The following is a 17,974-nucleotide window of genomic DNA, read 5'->3' as shown; positions in this document are numbered from 1 at the left end:
AAAAACCTCTGTCGGGCGGTGTTTGTTGCAGTCCGGGTCAGGCTGGGCCAGACTTCGGCCGGAATGATGTCTGCCTGAAAGGTGGGGCATCCCGGCGGCAGAGGAAAGAGGACATGGATCACGTTTCTGGAAAAACTGTCCTGATCACGGGGGCAAGCCGGGGAATTGGCGCGGCAGCGGCGCGGGAATTCGCCCAGGCGGGGGCAAATGTGGTGCTTCTGGCCCGATCGCGCGAACCGATCGCGGATCTGGCCGGAGAGATCGGAGAGACCGCCCTGGCGGTGCCCTGCGACGTCTCGCGTTACTGGGAGGTGTCGGCGGCGGTGGATGCGGCCGAGGCCACCTTTGGTCCGGTCGAGGTGCTGGTCAACAACGCCGGTGTGATCGAGCCCATCGCCCGGCTGGTCGAAAGCGACCCCGAAGACTGGGCCAAGGTGCAGGAAATCAACACGCTGGGAGTGTATCACGGCATGCGCGCGGTGCTGCCCGGCATGATCACGCGCGGGCACGGGACGATCCTGACCATTTCGTCGGGGGCGGCATCGCGGCCGCTGGAGGGGTGGAGCCATTATTGTGCCTCGAAAGCCGCCGTGAAGATGCTGACCGAGCAGGTGCATCTTGAGGCCGGGGCAGCCGGGGTGCGCGCCATCGGCCTGTCACCGGGCACCGTGGCCACCGAGATGCAGGTGCAGATCAAGGCCAGCGGCGTGAACCGGGTGAGCCAGATGGACTGGTCCGAGCATATCCTGGCGGAATGGCCCGCAAAGGCGCTGGTCTGGCTGTCGGGACCTGCGGCGGATGATCTGGTTGGCACCGAAGTGTCGCTGCGCGATGAAGCGATCCGACACCGCATAGGATTGAACGCATGATAGACCTGACACGGGACGGCGATCTTTGGACCGTCACCCTGAACCGGCCCGACAAGGCCAATTCCGTCACGCCCGACATGCTGGCGCGCATTGCCGAGATCGCCGAGCAGGCGCGGGGACAGGCGCGGGTGTTCGTTCTGACCGGCGCGGGCAAGGTGTTTTCGGCGGGTGCCGACATCGAGGCCGCCAAGGCCGGTCTGGCGGTCGATCCGGTCTGGGAACGGCTGTCGGGTGCCATCGCCGGTTTGCCCTGCCTGACCATCGCTGCGCTGAACGGGACGCTGGCGGGCGGCTCTTTCGGGATGGCGCTGGCCTGTGATCTGCGGATCGCGGTGCCGGGGGCCAGGTTTTTCTACCCGGTGGCCAAGCTTGGGTTTCTGCCGCAACCGTCGGATCCCGGTCGGCTGGTGGCGCTGGTGGGACCGGCGCGGGCGAAGATGATCCTTCTGGCCGGGGCGAAGGTCGAGGCCGAGGAGGCGCTGGCCTGGGGGCTGGTGGACCGGATCGTTCCGCGCGAGGCGCTGGGCGCCACGGTGGCCGAACTGGCCGAAGCGTCGCTGTCTGCCGCGCCCGATCACATTGCCGCCATCAAGGCGCTTGCGACCTGAGTCGCACCCGCATGTGGCATCGGCACCAGAGCGCGGCGACGCGGACCCCCTGTCTGGCGGGTCGGACGGCAATGCGGAACCCCTCGGCCGGGCAGGAGTTGAGAGTTGAGGGTAAGGAGAGCGCCCGACCGAAGGTGTCTTCTGTGTAGAAAAGCGGGGTGTCGCTCGGCGAGGGGGCGCGGATCTGGAAAGTTAACGCGCCGGTCATCTGTCGGGCGCTGACGGTTTCGGCAACTACCTGCAAACGCGCGGAAATTTCGTCTAATCGCCCGGTATGCGTGTGTTTTCCGGCTCGGGCCAAGCTGTTGGCGTGGTTAAAGACGCGCGCGCGTAAAAGGCGAGGGCCTGGACTGTTTCCCGGCCGGGTTGTGCATCGTGGCGGTAGAGCGTCCGATTCGACCCTCGGGCGCGACCACGAGCATTACAGGGATGACAAGCGGCGGCGGATTGGTGCATGGACGCCGGACCCCAAGCAGGAAGGTGCCCAATGTTGCCGATTGAATCCGACCGCCCAAATGCTGTGCCGAATGGCGGGCCGATGACGTCCGAGGTGATCCATGGCTGAGCTGCGCACGCCACGGCGCGCGGTGAACGCGCTGTTCTTCCTCAATGGCGGGCTCTACGGCGTCTGGGCCTCGCGGATTCCGGCGATTGCCGACAAGCATGGGCTTGGTCCCGGCACGCTGGGCCTGTTGCTGCTGTTGCTGGCGGCGGGCGCGATCGTTGCGTTTCCGCTGGCGGGTCGGGCGTCGGATGCATTGGGCGCGGGGCGGGTCAGTCTTGGTCTGGGCGCGGTCTATACCTTGACGCTGTTTGCCATCGGGCTGGCACCTTCGATCTGGATGCTGGCCGTGGCCCTGCTGCTGTGCGGGGCGCTGTTCGGCGGGCTGGACGTGGCGATGAACAGTTGGGCCGGAGAGGTCGAGCGGCACATCGGCCGCCCGATCATGTCGTCGTTCCATGCCATGTTCAGCCTTGGGGCCGGGGTTGGCGCCGGCTCGGGCTATCTGGCGGTGCAGGCGGGACTGGGACCGGAGGCGCATTTCCTGCTGGTCGGCGGGGCCATGTCCGCCATCTGCCTGTGGGCCGGGAACATCGGCTGGCAATCGCCCAGACGCGCGACCACTGCCGGCAGCCCGGTGTTTGCCCTGCCGCGCGGCGCGCTGCTGGCGGTCGGCCTGATGACCTTCTGCTCGGCCATGGGCGAGGGCGCGATGGCGGATTGGAGCGCAATTTTCCTTGTTGTTTCAACAGGTGTCGACGAGGCGCGCGCGGCGCTGGGGTTCGCCGCGTTCTCGGTGGCGATGGTGGCGGTGCGGCTGATGGGCGACCGGATCATCCTGCGGTTCGGCACGGTACGGTCGGCGCAACTGGCCGGGCTGGCGGCCTGTTTCGGCACCACGCTGGCAGTGGTGTTCTCGGGCAGTTTCTGGATGGTCCTGCTGGGGTTCGTGATCCTTGGCACTGGGTATGCGCTGATCTTCCCGCTGGCGTTCTCGCGCGCGGCCAATGATCCCGATATCGCGCCCGGGGCGGCCATCGCCAGTGTCGCGACGCTGGGCTACGGCGGCATCCTGCTGGGGCCGCCGGTGATCGGCTTCGTGGCCGAACTGGCCTCGTTGCGGGTGGCCTTTGGGCTGCTGGCACTGATGCCGCTGCTGATTGTCGGGCTGGCGCGCACGCTGAGGACGGCCCCGACGGACGTTTCGGCGACGGGCTAGGCACGGGTCTTGGGCGGGGACAGAAATGTGGCCCCCGCCGGGGGGAGGCGGGAGCCACTGGGGGACGCCGGTGATCAGGCGATCGAGATGTCGTCCAGGATGAAGGCGTTTGCACCGGTCAGGAAACTGACCGAGACGACGTCGTGGAAGCTGTCATCAAAGGTGACCAGCCCGGTTGATCCCACGGGGGCGTGGTGCGTCGCGCCATTGGACGCGGTGAACGTCAGCCCGCCCCAGTTCCCGATCAGATCGACCGACTCCAGATCGAAAGCCGCCCCATCAGCCCGGCTGAGGACATGGGTTCTGTTGGGCGAGTTGCTGCGGAGTTCGAGATCCGCATCAGCGTCGTGCTGATGAATGATATGGATGTGGTTCTCCAGAGCCGCAAAGACAAATCCGTCTTCTTCGTGCTGGCCGGAGGCCACGGGTGCGCCGGTCTCAAACTCGATGACATTGGGATCACCGCTTTGAAGGTAAGGTGTCGTGCCCTGCAGATCCTCGAAGACGATGTTGTCGATATAGAGACGATCCTGATCATTGCCTCGGGTGGTGTCGTTGTCCAGATTGCCGTCGAAATCCCAGTCGACCCAAGCCACGTCTGTGAACATGGTGCCGAAATCAACGGTGCCATGGCTTCCGATTTCCAGCGCGCCGGTGCCTGGTACGGTGATGCTATGGGTGGCGCCATTGGAGCCGGTAAAGGTCACCGACCATCCGTCGCCGTCCGTATCCTCGAATCTCACCAGATCAAGGGATTTCAAACTGAAAGTTCCGGTGCCGCCTACGCCCTCGATCCGACCCAATCCATCTTGCGCCGAATAGTCGAAGTCTACTGTCCTGATGTTGGCGTCAACGCCCGATAGGTCGGAATATGTCGCCACAATCAGGAAGTCGTCGCCCCGTGGCCCGACTTGCAGGCCTTGGTCAACCGTGACCCATTGCGTGCGCGTGCCGTCGATGGCGGTGTAGATTTCAAATCCTCCTTCGACATCCATCACCCCTGACACCCCATCGTCGGCGCCGTTGATGGTGATGTTGACGGTGGCAAAATCGGTGTCGCCGTCCAGATCGGATACCAGGTAGGTGAAGCTGTCGGTCAGCGTGTCGCCGTCGTTCAGCGCCTGGATGGCCGGGTTGCTGTTGTCGAGGGCGTAGCTGTAGCTGCCGTCATCGTTCAGCACCAAGGTGCCAAGGGCCGGCCCCTGTACCAGAAGAACATCCCCGACCAGATCGGGCACGCTGTCATTGGTCAGGACGTTGCCGGTCAGCACCGGGCCGTCTTCGGTCACCATGGCGGTGTCGTCATTGGCCACGACGGGATCGTCCTCGGGCGAGATCTCAACGCCATCCACGAAGAGTTCCAGCTTCTCGACGCGGTTCACGCGCAGGGTCTGGCCCTCGAAGCAGGTGAAGGTGAAGAACTCTTTCGCGGCGTCCTGCGTGTGGCCGTCGGTCACCGCCGACAGGAAGGCCAGATAGGCGGCCACCTGAAGCTGGACCTGGGGGTCGGCCCAGGTATCAGAAGTCATCAGCAGGCGGATGGTGTCGAACCCGATGCCGCCATCATAAGTGTCGCGGGACCCGGCGTTGGCCGCGACATCATAGATCAGCAGATCGTCGCCGCGCCGCCCGCGCACCGTATCGTTTCCCGCGCCGCCGCTGAGAATGTCGTCGGACCGGGTGCCGTGAATGTCTTCATTGGCCGGGGTGCCGGCAATGGTGAGTCCTGTTGTGGTAGACATGAGATGATCCTCCCGAACAAAGTGGTGAAGCAACGCTGGTACTCGGGAACTTTCGGCCGACGGCTGTACGTATTCCTATGTCTGCATAAAAATCGGTGCAATCGGACCCCAACATCCCGATTATACCGCCGTTGAGATGGTTAACCCTATGACAAGGATCATTGTTTTCAGTATTTCGGTGGGCAAAGGGGCGGCCCGGACGGCGCATCCCGCCTTAACCAGAACAGTTGCGCAGCCTTGCCTCGGGGCCGGACATCCCGTTCATTCGGCCTTGCGTCAAGTCGGCCCCTTGCTTGGGGGGGTATGGAAAAGCCACTCTGTGCCCAAAGCACATATGTGGTAGCCATACGCGTGGTCGATGCGGGTTCGGCGCGAAAAAGGCGACATTTGTTTCGGAGGCAATTTTGGGCGGAATTACGGCATTTCTGGACAGGCATTCCTGGTTGGCGCGCGTGGCCTACCTGCTGTTTTCTGCGGTGATGTGGCTGAAGAACCTGCTGTACTGGAGCGGCTATCGCTGGTTCGGGATCGTGCCGCGCCGGATGTCGGACCGCGGGCAGGATCGCTGGGTCATCGACGAGGTGTTCAAGGGCAAGACCGGTGGGTTCTTCGTGGAACTTGGCGCATTCGACGGGTTCTCGGAAGCCAATACCTTCGTGCTGGAAAAACGCTACGGCTGGCGCGGTCTGTGCATCGAGGCCAACCCGGTGAACTACAAGAAGCTGACCGAGGTGACCAGGCGCGACTGTACCTGCGTGCCGCTGGCGGTCGATCCGGTGGCGGGCAAGCTGGAGTTCTATCTTGACGGCCAGCGCTCCAGCCTTGTGGTGGAGGAGGCCGATCACGCCCTCGACAAGATGGAGCTGGACAAGGCCCGCGCGGAGGGTCGGATCGTGTCGGTGGAGACCCTGCCGCTGGCCGAGATCTTCGACCGCTACGACGCGCCCCGGGTCATCGACTATTTCAGCCTGGACGTGGAAGGCTCGGAAACCCGGATCCTGCGGGAGTTTCCCTTTGATCGCTACACGTTCCTGACACTGACGGTGGAACGCCCGACGCCCGAGTTGAACGAGATCCTGTTCGCCAACGGCTATCACTTCGTGCGCAATTCGCTGTACGACACCTTCTATGTGCACGATAGCCTGCCGGGGTTCGACAGCCTGCCGCGCAAACCGTTCGAACAGCTTCCGGCAAAGGCCTTCTGATCCGGCTCAGGCGGCAGGGTCGTCGCGGTCCGCGTCATCGCGCACGGCGTTGACCTGCGGCTGGCAGATGATCTGGTCGATGATGTAGAGCGGGCGGTTCTTGGACTGCATGTAAAGCCGCCCCAGGTAGCCGCCGATCACGCCCAGCATCATCAACTGGCCGCTGCCAAGGATCAGCACGGCGGTCATGGTGGTGGTCCAGCCCTGCACCACATTGCCCGACAGGAAGCCCCAGACCGTGTAGCCCATGAACATCACGCCGATCACGGCGCAGATGATGCCCAGCCACAACGAGATTTTCAGCGGCAGAACCGAGAACCCGGCGATGGCATCGACGGCGAAATGCACCATCTTGCGAAACGGGTACTTGGTTTCTCCGGCCAGTCGTTCCGAGCGGATGTACTCCAGCGGCTCCTGCCGGAACCCGATCCACGACACCATGCCCCGGATGAAGCGGTGATGTTCGGGCATCTGGTTCAGCGTATCCAGCGTGCGGCGGCTCATCAGGCGGAAGTCGCCGGTGTCGGTGGGGATCTCGATCTCGACCAGCTTGTTGAGCACCCGGTAGAACAGGCGGGCCGAGTGTACCTTGAAGGCGGTCTCGCCGCGCCGTTCGGTCCGTTTGCCATAGACCACGTCAACGCCGTCATCCATGCGCGCCATCATCTTGGGCAGCAATTCCGGGGGATCCTGCAAATCGGCGTCGAGGATCAGGATGCGGTCGCCCCGCGCGATCTGAAGACCGGCGGTCAGGGCCAACTGGTGGCCGTGGTTGCGCGACAGGATCACCGCGACCACATGGGGATCGGCGGCGCTGAGCTCTTCCATCATGGCGCGGGTGCGGTCGGAGGAGCCATCGTCCACCAGCACGATTTCGTAATCCTCGCCCACGGTGTCGCGGCATACCGAGGTGACCCGGCGATACAACTCGGGCAGCACGGCCTCTTCGTTGTAGCAAGGGGAGACGACCGATAGGGCCGGGGATCTTGGGTTAGTCGACGTAGCGGACACCCCTGGGAACCTCCTGAAAACACACCTTGGACGCGCAGAATGGACGTCGCGTCATATCCGTTCTAGTCGGTTGCGGGCGCTTCCCCAAGCCACAGATCAGCGGCATTTTTACATTCCCTTTCAGCCGCGCTGCGCCAGCGGCAGCGCGTCGGCCACGCGGGCGGCATTGGCCATCAGGGTGAAGGTCAGGTTCTTGGCGGGCAGCGCCGGAAAGACCGAGCCATCGGCCACATGCACATTGGCGAACCCGCGCAGGGCGCCATCGGGGGATGTGGTCAGCGGCGTCTCGGCCTGTGACATCGGCAGGGTGCCGGTGTAATGCACGCTGGCGCCCATGGGGCGGATGTGGGTCATGCCCGGTGCCAGCGGGGCGCGCATCATGCGGAATGCCCGGCCCAGATCGCGCAGCGCGGCGCGGATGCGCGGGCGTTCGCCCGAGGGCGGGCGATAGCGGGCCGACAGGACCGGGCCGTCGGCACCGGGCTCCAGCGTCAGCCAGTTGCCATCGCGCCGGGTGTCATGGAAGTTCAGGTTCACCACGCCCAAACCGCTGCGCAGCCGGGCCAGAACCGCGCTGGCCACGGGCAGGGGCAGCGGCAGTTGTTGCAGCACCGGGTGCAGGTCGCCGGCCGTAAACGTGGTGATCTGGCCGTGCACATAGGGCCGCTCCGGGGTGGCCGCCAGCCCCATGGCCAACTGGTGATACTGATAGGCATCCACCGGTGCGCCGCGTCCCAGCATGCCCAGGTTCAGGAAGGGGGCCAGCACCTGCCGGTTGTCCATCAGCCCGTGCAGGCGTGGTGCTGCGCCATTGCGCTCGGCCAGGGTTTGCAGCACCAGCCGCCCGGTTTCCAGCGTGCCGCAGGACAGCAGGAAGTGGTCGGCCTTCAGGTGCAGGGTAGCACCGTCTCGGCGGCGCACACGCAGGGTGGCGATGCGGCCCGTCCCGTCGCCCTCCAGCGCTTCGGCGGCCAGATGCGGCAGGTAGGTCAGGCCGGGATGATCCAGCAATGCGGCCAAGGTCTGCCCCGGTGTATAGAGCGCGCCGGTCGGGCAGCCCCACAGGCAGCGCCCGCAAAGGGTGCAGCCGCGCCGGTCCTCGCGATCCTCGGCCAGCGTGGCCTGCCGGGATCGGCCCAGACGGAAGCCGGGCAAGGCCTTTTGCAAGGCCGTGCGCCGGGTGCTGTAGCTGTCCAGAAGGGTTGCGCTGGCGCGATCCAGGGCCACCGGGTCGTGCAGGTGGTCGTGCAAGGGCAGGTGTGGCGACAGGTCATCGGGCGCGCCGCCAATGCCGATCCGCTGCGCCACAAGATCGTAATAGGGTGCCAGATCCCGCGCCGTGATCGGCCAGTTGTCCAGATCGGCGGCATCGAAGGGATAGGCCCCGGCGGTCCAGGCCTCGGCCAGCCCGCCGGTGGTAAAACTGCGCAACGGGGCGAAACCGTCGCCTGTCAGCACGCGCGGCTGCGGCGACGGCTGGAACACGAAATCCTTGGACGGCGGCAGGCCATAGTATTCCCGCGCGCCCCCGGGGTCGGGCAGATGCACCGCCTGAAAATCCGCGCCCAGGAAAAAGGCGGCGGGATCGTCCAGTGCCGCGGGCAATTCCGAAAACGGGGTGTCGGGCAGGGGATAGCCGGCGTGCAGCCCGCCCGCATCCACCAGCGTCACCTGCGCGCCGCGCGCCAGCAGGGTCTGGACCGCATGCAGGCCGCTGGCCCCGGCGCCGACGACCAGAACGCTCATGCGGGGCCGGAGCCGCGGTTTTGAAGCGACAGGATCAGGGCGGCAAGCCCGCCCGCGACGATGGTGGCCAGGCCACGCAGCCCCTGAAGGCCGGTGACCAGCGTGGCGCGCAGCGGGCCCTCGGCGGGGACGGTCTGGAACGCACGCGCGGTGGGCGGCAGTTTTTCGACGATGGCCAGCAGCAGGATCAGGCGGCGGCGAAACAGGCTCTTGCGGGCGAAGAAGCTGGTGTAGCCGTCCATCAGGCTCAGCGCCATCGGGCTGCGGCGGGAAAACCGCAGAACCGCCGCATCGAAGCTGCCCGGTGCGGGGGTCAGGGCGAAGCGGGCGATCCCGTCCAGATAGGCGGCCTCGGCCTGCGGGCCGGGCAGGGTGCCGCACAGGTGGCGGCTGATGTCCCGGCATTCCTGCACCAGCGTGTCGCGCGGTTCGGGATCGGGGGGCGTGGTGTTGCTGGGCGCGCGGGCGGGCGGCGGCGGCGGATCGCCCGAGATCGCCTCGGCCAGCATGTCCTCCAGCGACACCATCTCGGGCCGCAGCCGATCCATCAGCCAGTTGTCGCGGGCGGCGGAATCATTGGCGAAGACCGCGAACTGCCCGGCGGTGGCGGGCATGACCGGGCGGGCGACAGGTTCCATCACCGCCAGCAGGGCCTGTAGCGGGGTCAGGGGCAGCGGCAGGAACTTCGGGGACTTGCCGGTGATCTCGGCATGCATCCGGGTCAGGAAATCACGAAAGCTCAGCCGCTCCGGTCCGCCCAGATCCAGCACCTCGCCCGCAGGCTCGGCGTCGATCAGCGCGTCGATGGCGCGGGCCACGTCGTCCACATGCACCGGCTGCACGTCCACAGGACCGCCGCGCGCGGGCAGCGGGATGATCGGAGCCCCGGCGATCTTGCCCAGTGTCGCGGCAATGGGGGAGCCCGGTCCGAAGACCAGCGTCGGGCGCAGGATGGTGTGCGGCAGACCGCTGGCGGCCAGTGCTGTCTCGGCGGCCTCTTTGGTCTGGGCATAGGGATAGTGGCGCTTGTCGGGATAGCCGGCGGCGATGGTGCTGACGAAGATTATGGCCTTGACGCCTGCGGCCTTGGCGGCCCCGGTCAGGGCTTCGGTGGCCTGCTGGTTGGCGGCGGCATAGGCTGCGGGCGCGGCCTTGCCGGTCAGCGCGGCCATGTGCAGCACGCGGTCTGCGCCTTCAAGGGCCGCGCGATAGCTGTCAGGCCGGTCCAGATCGCCCTTTATGGCGGTGCAATTGGCGGGCAGGTCGGGCAGGGCCGCCGGATCCCGCAGAAGCAGGGTGCAGCTCACCTGGGGCCGCTGCGCCAGACGCCGCAAGACCTGCCGTCCGACGAAGCCGCTGGCGCCCGTCACGAAAAGCTTCATGGCGCCGTCTCCTTCAGAATTCACCGTCGCTGAATGCCCAGAACCGTCCTGCCAGATAGCCAAAGCTGCTGACCAGCACGATCATCACTGCCAGCGCCAGATTATAGGAAAGCCCGGCGATGTCGACGATGATCAGGACACTCATCTGGCTGATGACAAGGTTGATCGCCGAGATCACGAAGAATCGCGGCATCGAGCGTGAAACTTGCGCCTGCGAGCGGAAGGTCACATGCCGGTGGCCATAATAGGACAGAAAAAACCCTGTGCAGAAAGCCACCAGATTGCCCCAAAAGGCTTCCATATGCAGGATGTGGACGCAGAACAGGCCGACGGCGATGTGAACACAGGTCACGATCCCGCCCATGAAGCCAAAGGTGATCAGACTGCGCATACTCGCCACTTTCCGCAAAGGTACCAACGGGACGACTATAAAGTGGTCCCTTCCTTGGTGGAAGCGGTGAACTGACACGGCGCAGCTTAAAGTTGTGCCGCGATGGTGGGGTCGCGTACCGATTTCAGGCCCGGCTGCGCGCCGTCCAATCGGTGATATAGGCCCGTTCCGACGGGGTGGGTGCGGCGGGATTGCCGGGTGTGGTCGGCGCCGGGGCGGTGTCCACAGGTGCGGGACGGGCCAACAGGGCCGCGCCCTGGCTGGTGCCGGTCGAGCCGTGCATGGCGCGCACCGGCGAGCCGGTGGCGACAGACAGCATCCGGCCATAGCAGCGGTTGCGGGCGAAGGGGCCTTCGACCAGAATCGGGCCATCGTGACCGACCAGTTCCAGACACCGCGCGGTGACCAGTGCCAGATAGAAGCCCACCGCCACGCCGCGCATGCCGGTGCCGATCGCGGGCTCCTGCCCATGCCAATGGGCTGTCTGCCCCTTGAACGGGCCGGTTTCCGACACCACGGCGGGCAACAGCATCACGCCGCCGGACAGCACCGCGTCGATATCGGCCTCGGTCGGCTCAGGATAGGCGCCGCCGCTGGCCAGATCGTGTTCGCGCCCGCCCATGAAGCGGGCCGAGGGCACCGGGTTGCCGAAGGCGTCGGTGTTGATGAGCGTGTCGCGCGACGGGTCCAGATCGACCCTATGCCCGCCCACGGACATGACGATCACCCAGGTGCCCGACGAGATCACCGAGAACGGCCGGGGGTTGCCCAGAAGATGCGGTAGTAGCGAGGCGTTGCTGTCGTGGATGCCGCAATGCACGGGGGTATCCGGGGCCAGTCCGGTGCGTGCCGCGATCTCGGGCAGGATCGGGCCCAGCACATCCGCCGAGGGCCGGGCCGGGGCCAGCTTGTCGGCAATCTCCAACGTGTCGACCAGCGAGGAGAATTCGCCGGTGCGCGGGTTCCACAGATCGGTGTGGCAGCCCAGCGAACTGACGTCTGCCGCCGTGACCCCGGTCAGCCGGGCGCCCCAGTATTGCGGATAGGTCAGGATCGTTTCGGTGCGGGCCTTCAGGCCGGGATCGGTGGCAAACTGCCAGTGCAGTTGCGCGCCCACATTCAGCCCCATGCCCAGCCGGGGCGAGCCGGTTTCGGAGAAGTCAGGCCGCAGGCGATCATAGTCTTCGGCCAGATCGTCGGGGCCGGGGTGTTCATAGTCCAATATCGGCGCGGCCAGACCCCCGTCGGCATCCAGCAGCACCACGGATGCGCCGTGGGTGGTGATCGAAATAGCGTCGATGCCGTGCTCGGCGTGAAAGCGGGTCAGCGCCTCCAACAGGAAGTCCCAGTGCCCGTCCACATCGAAATGCGGCCAGGGCGGGCCGGGCAGCACAAGGTTGGGCCGTGTGACCACGGCTATTTCCGACAGATCGGCCAGATCGACCAGCGCCAGCTTGGCGTTGGTCTTGCCGATGTCGATGACGGCGACATGTCCCTGGGTCATGGCATGTGAAACACGGGCACAAGTGGCACCGCCACGGGTTCGTTGTCATCCTGGGTGCGCATCAGGTCGGCCATATGCGCCCACCATTTCTGCATCACCGGGCTTGCGGGCAGATCGTCCATGCGGTGATCGTCGCTGCGCCAGAGCACGCCGAACAAGGTATGGGTCTCGGGGTCCAGATGGATCGAATAGTCCGCAATCCCGGCCTCTTTCAGCAGCGTGACAAGCTCGGGCCAGATGGCATCGTGGCGCGCCTTGTATTCGGCTTCGCAGCCGGGGTTCAGATGCATCTTGAAGGCGAACTTCTCCATCATTTCCTCCACATCGCCCAAAGGCGGGGCAGGGCGATGACGCCGATCAGCAGGGCGCCGATGACGATGGACATGACGATGCCCGGCACGTTCAGCAGGCCCAGACCGAAGGTGACCAGCCCCATCACGAAGGCGGCGATGAAGACGCCGGGAATTGTGCCGGACCCGCCCAGGATGTTGACGCCGCCCAGCACGACCATGGTCACGACTTCCAGTTCCAGCCCGGTGGCGATCGACGGCCGGGTCGAGCCCAGCCGCGAGGTCAGGCAGATCGAGGCGACCCCGGCCATCAGCCCGGTCAGCAAGAACAGGATGAACTTCACCCGCGCCACCCGGATGCCCGAGAACAGCGCGCCGGTGGGATTGTTGCCGATGGCATAGACCGTGCGGCCGAAGTTGGTCCTGTGCAGCACCACGCTGTAAATGATGGCCAGCAGCACGAAGAGGACGAATTCGAAGGACACCACCCAGAACACATAGCCCTGCCCGAAGAAGGCGAAGTCCGCCGGGTAGCCGCGAAACGCCTGGTCGCCCAGCACGATATAGCTGATGCCGCGAAACAGGCTCATGGTGCCGATGGTCACCACGATGGAGGGCAGGCCCAGCCGGGTGACCAGCACGCCATTGAACGCGCCGCACAGCAGCCCGGTGCCCAGACCCACAAGGATCAGGACCGGGGTGCCGGCGCCAAGTTGCAATGCCGCGCCCATGGCGGTCGAGGCCAGCGCGATGATCGAGGCGACGCTCAGGTCGATTTCGCCCGAGATGATCAGCAGCGCCATGGCAAAGGCGATCATCGCCTTCTCGGTGAAGTTGAAGGTTGCGTCGCTCAGGCTCCAGGCGTTCAGGAAGTAAGGCGAGGCAAAGCTGTTGGCGATGAAGATCGCGATGGCCACCAGAAGCAGCAGGCTTTCCCAGCTTTTCAGACGGGTGGCCAGCGGCGATTGCAGCCGGTCGGGGATGAAACGCTCGGTGGTGCTCATGCCGTGTGCTCCGCGGATTTCAGGATGATCCGACCCTTCTCGCGATTGGCGCGGGCATTGAAGGCGACGGCGATGATGATGGCGCTGCCCGAGATGGCAAGCTGCCAGAAGGGCGAGATGTTGACGACCGGCAGGGCGTTCTTGATGACCCCCAGGAACAGGGCGCCCAGAAGTGCGCCGCCCACGGTGCCGATGCCGCCGGCGATCGAGATGCCGCCGATCACGCAGGCGGCGACCACGTCAAGCTCGAAGCCGCCGGCGATATCCACATAGGACACCGCATAGCGCGACACCCAGAGGTAACCGGTCAACCCCGCCAGCGCGCCCGAGATGGCAAAGGCCCAGAACTGGGTCTTGCCCACGTTCAGACCGGTGTAGGTGGCCGCATGCGGGTTGCCGCCGACCGCATAGAAAGCACGGCCCAGCGTGGTGCGGGTCATCACCAGGGTGAACAGGATGACGGCGGCGATGGCGATCCAGCTGAGCATCGGCAGGCCCAGGACCTGGGCGCGCGGGAAGGCCTTGAAGGCGTCGCTCATCTCGTGGCTGTTGACCCATTTGCCGTCCGACAGCAGGAAGATCATGCCGCGGAAGATGGTCATGGTGCCCAGGGTCACCACGATCGGCGGGATCGCCAGTTTCCACACCAGCAGCCCGTTGATCATGCCAAGGGCGGTGCCAAGACCCACGGCCACCAGCAGGATCACCACGATGGGCAGGCCGGGGGCGGCCACGTTGATCATCGACACCACCATGCCGGTCAGCGCCAGGTTGGCGGCGACACTCAGGTCGATGCATTTGGTCAGGATCACGATCATCTGGCCGACGGCCAGCAGGATCAGTGGCGAGGTATCGTTGAACACCCCGGCCAGATTGGCCGGCGTCACGAAGCCGGGAAAGCGGGTGGCGATCAGCGCCAGCAGCACCCCGATGGCGCCCAGCAGGATGACCTCGCGCGAGGCCAGAAGCCGTTTCAACATCTGTTCGGCCTTTCTCAGATGCCCGCGGCGTGGCGGACAAGGGTTTCGGGGCTCAGGTCATCGCCGGCCAGTTCCGCCGCGATGCGCCCTTCGCGCATCACGATGACCCGGTCGGACATGCCGAGGATTTCAGGAATTTCCGAGCTGACCATGATGACGGCCAGACCCTGCGCGGCCAGTTCGGCCATGAATTCATGCACCGCCGCTTTCGAGCCGATGTCGATGCCCTTGGTCGGCTCATCCAGGATGATGACCTTGGGTTGGGTGGCCAGCCATTTGGCGATGACCACCTTTTGCTGGTTGCCGCCCGACAGGGTGCCCAGTTCGGTGTCCAGCGAGGCCGCGCGCAGGTCGAGCCGCCGTGTGTATTCGCGGGCCAGCTTGAATTCCTCGGCCAGCCGCAAAAAGCCCCGGTGCGAGGTTTTCGACAGCGACGGCAGGGTGACGTTCTGGAAGATCGGCAGCGCGGTGATGGCGCCCTGCTTGCCGCGATCCTCGGGCACATAAACCACGCCGTTGTGGATGGCATCGGCCGGAGAGCGGATCACCCGAACGGTGCCATCGATCTTGGTGACGCCCTTTGGTGGCGTGGTGATGCCGAACAGCGCCTGCATCAGTTCCGACCGGCCCGCGCCGACCAGACCGTAGAAGCCCAGGATCTCGCCCCGGCGCAGGGTAAAGCCGATGTCGGCGAATTCGGTGGGATGGTCATAGCCGGCGACCTGCAGGATTTCCTCGCCGATCTGGCTGTTGCGGGTCGGGAAGATCTGGCTGACATCGCGGCCCACCATCATCTTGACCAGGTCGGATTCGGTGACATCCGAGATATGCCCGTCGCCCACGAATTGCCCGTCGCGGAAGACAGTGAAGCGGTCGGCGATGCGGAAGATCTCGTCGAACTTGTGGCTGATGAACAGGATCGCCTTGCCCTGTGCCTTCAGCTTGTCCACCAGTTCGTACAGCTCCTGAATTTCCTTGTGCGACAGCGCGGCGGTGGGTTCGTCCATGATGACGACACTGGCGTCGATGGACAGGGCGCGGGCGATGGCGACCAGATGCTTGTTGGCAATGCCAAGATCGCGCAGCTTGTGCGAAGGCTCGATCTCGGCCCCGACGCCGCGCAGGATCTCGCGCGCCTTGCGTTCCATGGTGGACCAGTCGATCAGGCCGAAACGGTTTCGCGGGGCGTGGCCAAGGAAGATGTTCTCGGCCACCGACAATTCGTCGAACAGCACGGTTTCCTGATGGATCGCGGTGACGCCGGCATCGGCGGCATCCTGTGCGGTGGCGAAGGTCACCGCCTGGCCGTTGACCCGGATCGCGCCGCCGTCAGGCTGGTAGATGCCGGTGAGGATCTTGACGACCGTCGATTTGCCCGCGCCATTCTCTCCGATCAGGGCGGTGACCTGTCCGGGATAGAGGCCCAGCCTGACCTCGGACAGGGCCTTGACGCCCGGAAAGGTCTTGGTGATCGCGTCAAGCGCCAGGATCGGTTCCGGGGCGCCCGCCGGGGACACCGGTGCGGCAGCATTTCTGGCCATCTCTGCCTCTTCTTCTGTCTGGAGAAATCTGGGGGTGCGGGGGGCAGGGCCCCCCGCGAGGTGACGCGCCGGGGCGCGCGGGCCTCAGAAGATGCTCTTGAACTGATCGATGTTCGAGCTGTCGTAGACGAAGGGATCGGCCATGGCAGCGGCGTTGGTGTCGTCCAGGGTAATCGATCCCATGCGGCCGATCTCGATGGTGGCGCCGGGCTCGGCAACCGCGTTTTCGCTGGCCAGCTGATAGGCGATCATCGTTGCCGAATAGCCCAGGTCGATCGGGTTCCAGATGGCGAAAGACTTGGACGCGCCGCTTTCGATGGCACCGGCCATTTCCGACGGCAGACCCAGACCGGTCACGTTGACTTCACCGATCTTGCCGGCATCGGCCACGGCCTGAGCGGCAGCCACGATACCCACCGAGGTCGGTGCGATGATCGCATCCAGATCCGGATAGGACTGCATGAGACCCTGGGCTTCGCGATAGGATTTGTCGGCCAGGTCATCGCCATAGACGGTCGCCACGACCTCGATGCCCGGATAGTTGCCCATCACCTTGTTCATTTCCTCGATCCAGACGTTCTGGTTGGTCGAGGTGGTGGTGGCCGATAGCAAGGCAACCTCGCCGCCATCGGGCAGGTGGTCGGCGGCCAGCTTGATGATCATGTTGCCGATCAGCGGGTTCGACGACGGGTTCAGGTGGACCTGACGGCCCTCGGGCGCGACGCCGCTGTCCCAGGAAATCACGGTGATGCCGCGCTGCATGGCCTTCTTCAGGGTCGGCACCAGCGCGTCCGTGTCATTCGACGACACGGCGATGGCATCGACGCCCTGCGCGATCAGCGAGTTGATGACCTCGATCTGGCCTTCGGCGGTGGTGTCGGTCGGACCGGTATAGATGACCTCGACGTTGCCCAGTTCGGCGGCGGCTTCCTCGGCGCCCTTGGCGGCCGCTTCGAAGAAGCCGATGCCCAGGGCCTTGACCACCAGCGCGATGCGCATGGTGTCATCGGCCATGGCCGTGGTGCCCATGAAGCTGGTGGCCAGGCTGACGCCGGCCAGAAGTTTGGTGAAGTTGCGACGGATCATGATGAGTTCCTCCCTATGGTCACAACGGAAACAACGTCCTAGGACGCTGCGCTTTCTTTCTGGCCGCGGCCCGTGTGGGCCACGATCAGTCGGATATCTGCCGCTTCAAGCATGGCGGCGGTCTTGTCGGTGATGCCTTCGTCGGTGATCACCGTGTCGATACGGGTCAGCGGGCACAGCACCAGGCTGGACCGGTTTTCGAATTTCGAGCTGTCCACCAGAACCACCAGTTCGTCGGCCTGGTTGATGAGCTTCTGCTCGGCCTGGATCAGCAGCGGATCGGTTTCCATCAGCCCCACCGGCCCCAACCCCTGCGCGCCCATGAACATGCGGCGGGCATAGAAGTTGCGGGTCACGTCATTGTCGAAGGGCGACAGGATGATGTTCTGTTCGCGGTAGATCGCCCCGCCCGACAGCATGATGGTGTTCTTCGAATGCTTCAGCAGATGCTCGGCAATCGGGAAAGAGTTGGTGAAGACCTGGCAGCGGCGCGAGGCCAGGGGATGCACCATCTGGAAGGTCGTGGTGCCGCCGTTGATGATGATCGGTTCGCCATCGGCGCACAGGTCCACGGCAGCCCGGGCAATCGCCTGCTTTTCCTGCGTATGCATGGTTTCGCTGACTTCGAAAGGGCGCCCCGACAGGCCGACGAATTGCGGCGGGGTGACGGCCTCGGCCCCGCCGCGCACCTTGCGCAGCTGCTTCTTGGCATCCAGAGCCGAGATGTCGCGCCGGATCGTGGCTTCGGAAGCATCGGTCAGCGCGCACAGCTCGGCCACGGTCACGACCGGCCGATCCTGGACGGCGGACAGAATGATTCCGTGGCGTTCTTTCTCGTGCATGGCGTCCTCCCTGTTGCACAACCTGCGTGGATTCGTGGCGTTGTGTCAATCA

General features: G+C 65.1%; 16 protein-coding genes. 4 read left to right on the top strand and 12 right to left on the bottom strand.

Going from position 1 to position 17,974, the window contains the following annotated elements; genetic code table 11:
• Positions 1-113 precede the first annotated feature (113 nt).
• The 3 genes from H8B03_RS00410 to H8B03_RS00400 all read left to right on the top strand — a co-directional run bounded on the left by H8B03_RS00410 (position 114) and on the right by H8B03_RS00400 (position 3,198).
• Positions 114-869: an SDR family oxidoreductase gene (locus H8B03_RS00410; RefSeq protein ID WP_193139145.1), complete on the top strand. Its 756-nt coding sequence runs from the start codon at positions 114-116 to the stop codon at positions 867-869.
• A complete protein-coding gene (locus H8B03_RS00405) occupies positions 866-1,477 on the top strand; it encodes an enoyl-CoA hydratase/isomerase family protein (protein ID WP_193139143.1) in 612 nt (203 codons plus the stop codon). The genes H8B03_RS00410 and H8B03_RS00405 overlap by 4 nt, the downstream gene beginning before the upstream one ends.
• Positions 1,478-2,034: 557 nt before the next feature.
• Positions 2,035-3,198, top strand: coding sequence for an MFS transporter (locus tag H8B03_RS00400; RefSeq protein ID WP_193139141.1), 1,164 nt, complete (start codon positions 2,035-2,037; stop codon positions 3,196-3,198).
• Positions 3,199-3,272: 74 nt separating this feature from the next.
• Here the strand turns inward: H8B03_RS00400 and H8B03_RS00395 are convergent, their stop codons facing one another.
• The gene (locus H8B03_RS00395) at positions 3,273-4,940 is read right to left on the bottom strand and encodes a VCBS domain-containing protein (RefSeq protein ID WP_193139139.1); all 1,668 of its coding nucleotides are present in this window, start codon (positions 4,938-4,940) and stop codon (positions 3,273-3,275) included.
• 404 nt (positions 4,941-5,344) lie between these two features.
• On the opposite strand from H8B03_RS00395, the gene H8B03_RS00390 reads away from it, so the two are divergent.
• Entirely contained in the window at positions 5,345-6,145 is an 801-nt protein-coding gene (locus H8B03_RS00390; RefSeq protein ID WP_193139137.1) for an FkbM family methyltransferase, read from the top strand.
• Between the two features lie 6 nt (positions 6,146-6,151).
• Here H8B03_RS00390 and H8B03_RS00385 read toward each other — a convergent pair whose 3' ends face one another.
• From H8B03_RS00385 to H8B03_RS00335, 11 genes are all read right to left on the bottom strand, one after another.
• A complete protein-coding gene (locus H8B03_RS00385) occupies positions 6,152-7,156 on the bottom strand; it encodes a glycosyltransferase family 2 protein (RefSeq protein WP_193139135.1) in 1,005 nt (334 codons plus the stop codon).
• A 120-nt stretch (positions 7,157-7,276) separates the two neighbouring features.
• The gene (locus H8B03_RS00380; protein ID WP_193139134.1) at positions 7,277-8,902 is read right to left on the bottom strand and encodes a GMC oxidoreductase; all 1,626 of its coding nucleotides are present in this window, start codon (positions 8,900-8,902) and stop codon (positions 7,277-7,279) included.
• The gene (locus H8B03_RS00375; protein WP_193139132.1) at positions 8,899-10,284 is read right to left on the bottom strand and encodes an SDR family oxidoreductase; all 1,386 of its coding nucleotides are present in this window, start codon (positions 10,282-10,284) and stop codon (positions 8,899-8,901) included. Before H8B03_RS00375 ends, H8B03_RS00380 begins: the two co-directional genes overlap by 4 nt.
• Before the next feature lie 13 nt (positions 10,285-10,297).
• Positions 10,298-10,675, bottom strand: a complete 378-nt coding sequence (locus H8B03_RS00370) for a GtrA family protein (protein WP_193139130.1) — start codon at positions 10,673-10,675, stop codon at positions 10,298-10,300.
• A 124-nt stretch (positions 10,676-10,799) separates the two neighbouring features.
• The gene (locus H8B03_RS00365; protein WP_193139128.1) at positions 10,800-12,179 is read right to left on the bottom strand and encodes an FGGY-family carbohydrate kinase; all 1,380 of its coding nucleotides are present in this window, start codon (positions 12,177-12,179) and stop codon (positions 10,800-10,802) included.
• On the bottom strand, positions 12,176-12,490 hold the full coding sequence (gene rhaM / locus H8B03_RS00360) for an L-rhamnose mutarotase (RefSeq protein WP_193139125.1): 315 nt from the start codon (positions 12,488-12,490) through the stop codon (positions 12,176-12,178). The genes H8B03_RS00365 and rhaM overlap by 4 nt, the downstream gene beginning before the upstream one ends.
• Positions 12,490-13,473: an ABC transporter permease gene (locus H8B03_RS00355; protein WP_193139123.1), complete on the bottom strand. Its 984-nt coding sequence runs from the start codon at positions 13,471-13,473 to the stop codon at positions 12,490-12,492. Before H8B03_RS00355 ends, rhaM begins: the two co-directional genes overlap by 1 nt.
• On the bottom strand, positions 13,470-14,453 hold the full coding sequence (locus tag H8B03_RS00350; protein ID WP_193139122.1) for an ABC transporter permease: 984 nt from the start codon (positions 14,451-14,453) through the stop codon (positions 13,470-13,472). The genes H8B03_RS00355 and H8B03_RS00350 overlap by 4 nt, the downstream gene beginning before the upstream one ends.
• Before the next feature lie 14 nt (positions 14,454-14,467).
• A complete protein-coding gene (locus H8B03_RS00345; RefSeq protein ID WP_193139120.1) occupies positions 14,468-15,994 on the bottom strand; it encodes a sugar ABC transporter ATP-binding protein in 1,527 nt (508 codons plus the stop codon).
• Positions 15,995-16,078: 84 nt separating this feature from the next.
• On the bottom strand, positions 16,079-17,080 hold the full coding sequence (gene rhaS / locus H8B03_RS00340) for a rhamnose ABC transporter substrate-binding protein (RefSeq protein ID WP_193139118.1): 1,002 nt from the start codon (positions 17,078-17,080) through the stop codon (positions 16,079-16,081).
• Between the two features lie 38 nt (positions 17,081-17,118).
• Positions 17,119-17,922 (bottom strand): DeoR/GlpR family DNA-binding transcription regulator, encoded by an 804-nt coding sequence (locus tag H8B03_RS00335; RefSeq protein WP_193139116.1) that lies wholly within the window; start codon positions 17,920-17,922, stop codon positions 17,119-17,121.
• Positions 17,923-17,974: the final 52 nt, after the last annotated feature.

This window comes from Meridianimarinicoccus sp. MJW13, from assembly GCF_014901205.1.
Taxonomy (GTDB): Bacteria; Pseudomonadota; Alphaproteobacteria; order Rhodobacterales; family Rhodobacteraceae; genus Meridianimarinicoccus.
Note: the sequence above shows the minus strand (reverse complement) of the source record. Positions and strands in the feature narration are given on the sequence as shown.

Excerpts from the sequence above, each read along its gene's own strand:
- H8B03_RS00375 (WP_193139132.1), bottom strand. The coding sequence starts at position 10,284 with ATGAAGCTTTTCGTGACGGGCGCCAGCGGCTTCGTCGGACGGCAGGTC.
- rhaS (WP_193139118.1), bottom strand. The coding sequence starts at position 17,080 with ATGATCCGTCGCAACTTCACCAAACTTCTGGCCGGCGTCAGCCTGGCC.
- H8B03_RS00380 (WP_193139134.1), bottom strand. The coding sequence starts at position 8,902 with ATGAGCGTTCTGGTCGTCGGCGCCGGGGCCAGCGGCCTGCATGCGGTC.
- H8B03_RS00350 (WP_193139122.1), bottom strand. The coding sequence starts at position 14,453 with ATGTTGAAACGGCTTCTGGCCTCGCGCGAGGTCATCCTGCTGGGCGCC.
- rhaM (WP_193139125.1), bottom strand. The coding sequence starts at position 12,490 with ATGGAGAAGTTCGCCTTCAAGATGCATCTGAACCCCGGCTGCGAAGCC.
- H8B03_RS00395 (WP_193139139.1), bottom strand. The coding sequence starts at position 4,940 with ATGTCTACCACAACAGGACTCACCATTGCCGGCACCCCGGCCAATGAA.
- H8B03_RS00405 (WP_193139143.1), top strand. The coding sequence starts at position 866 with ATGATAGACCTGACACGGGACGGCGATCTTTGGACCGTCACCCTGAAC.
- H8B03_RS00370 (WP_193139130.1), bottom strand. The coding sequence starts at position 10,675 with ATGCGCAGTCTGATCACCTTTGGCTTCATGGGCGGGATCGTGACCTGT.
- H8B03_RS00335 (WP_193139116.1), bottom strand. The coding sequence starts at position 17,922 with ATGCACGAGAAAGAACGCCACGGAATCATTCTGTCCGCCGTCCAGGAT.
- H8B03_RS00355 (WP_193139123.1), bottom strand. The coding sequence starts at position 13,473 with ATGAGCACCACCGAGCGTTTCATCCCCGACCGGCTGCAATCGCCGCTG.
- H8B03_RS00410 (WP_193139145.1), top strand. The coding sequence starts at position 114 with ATGGATCACGTTTCTGGAAAAACTGTCCTGATCACGGGGGCAAGCCGG.
- H8B03_RS00365 (WP_193139128.1), bottom strand. The coding sequence starts at position 12,179 with ATGACCCAGGGACATGTCGCCGTCATCGACATCGGCAAGACCAACGCC.
- H8B03_RS00400 (WP_193139141.1), top strand. The coding sequence starts at position 2,035 with ATGGCTGAGCTGCGCACGCCACGGCGCGCGGTGAACGCGCTGTTCTTC.
- H8B03_RS00345 (WP_193139120.1), bottom strand. The coding sequence starts at position 15,994 with ATGGCCAGAAATGCTGCCGCACCGGTGTCCCCGGCGGGCGCCCCGGAA.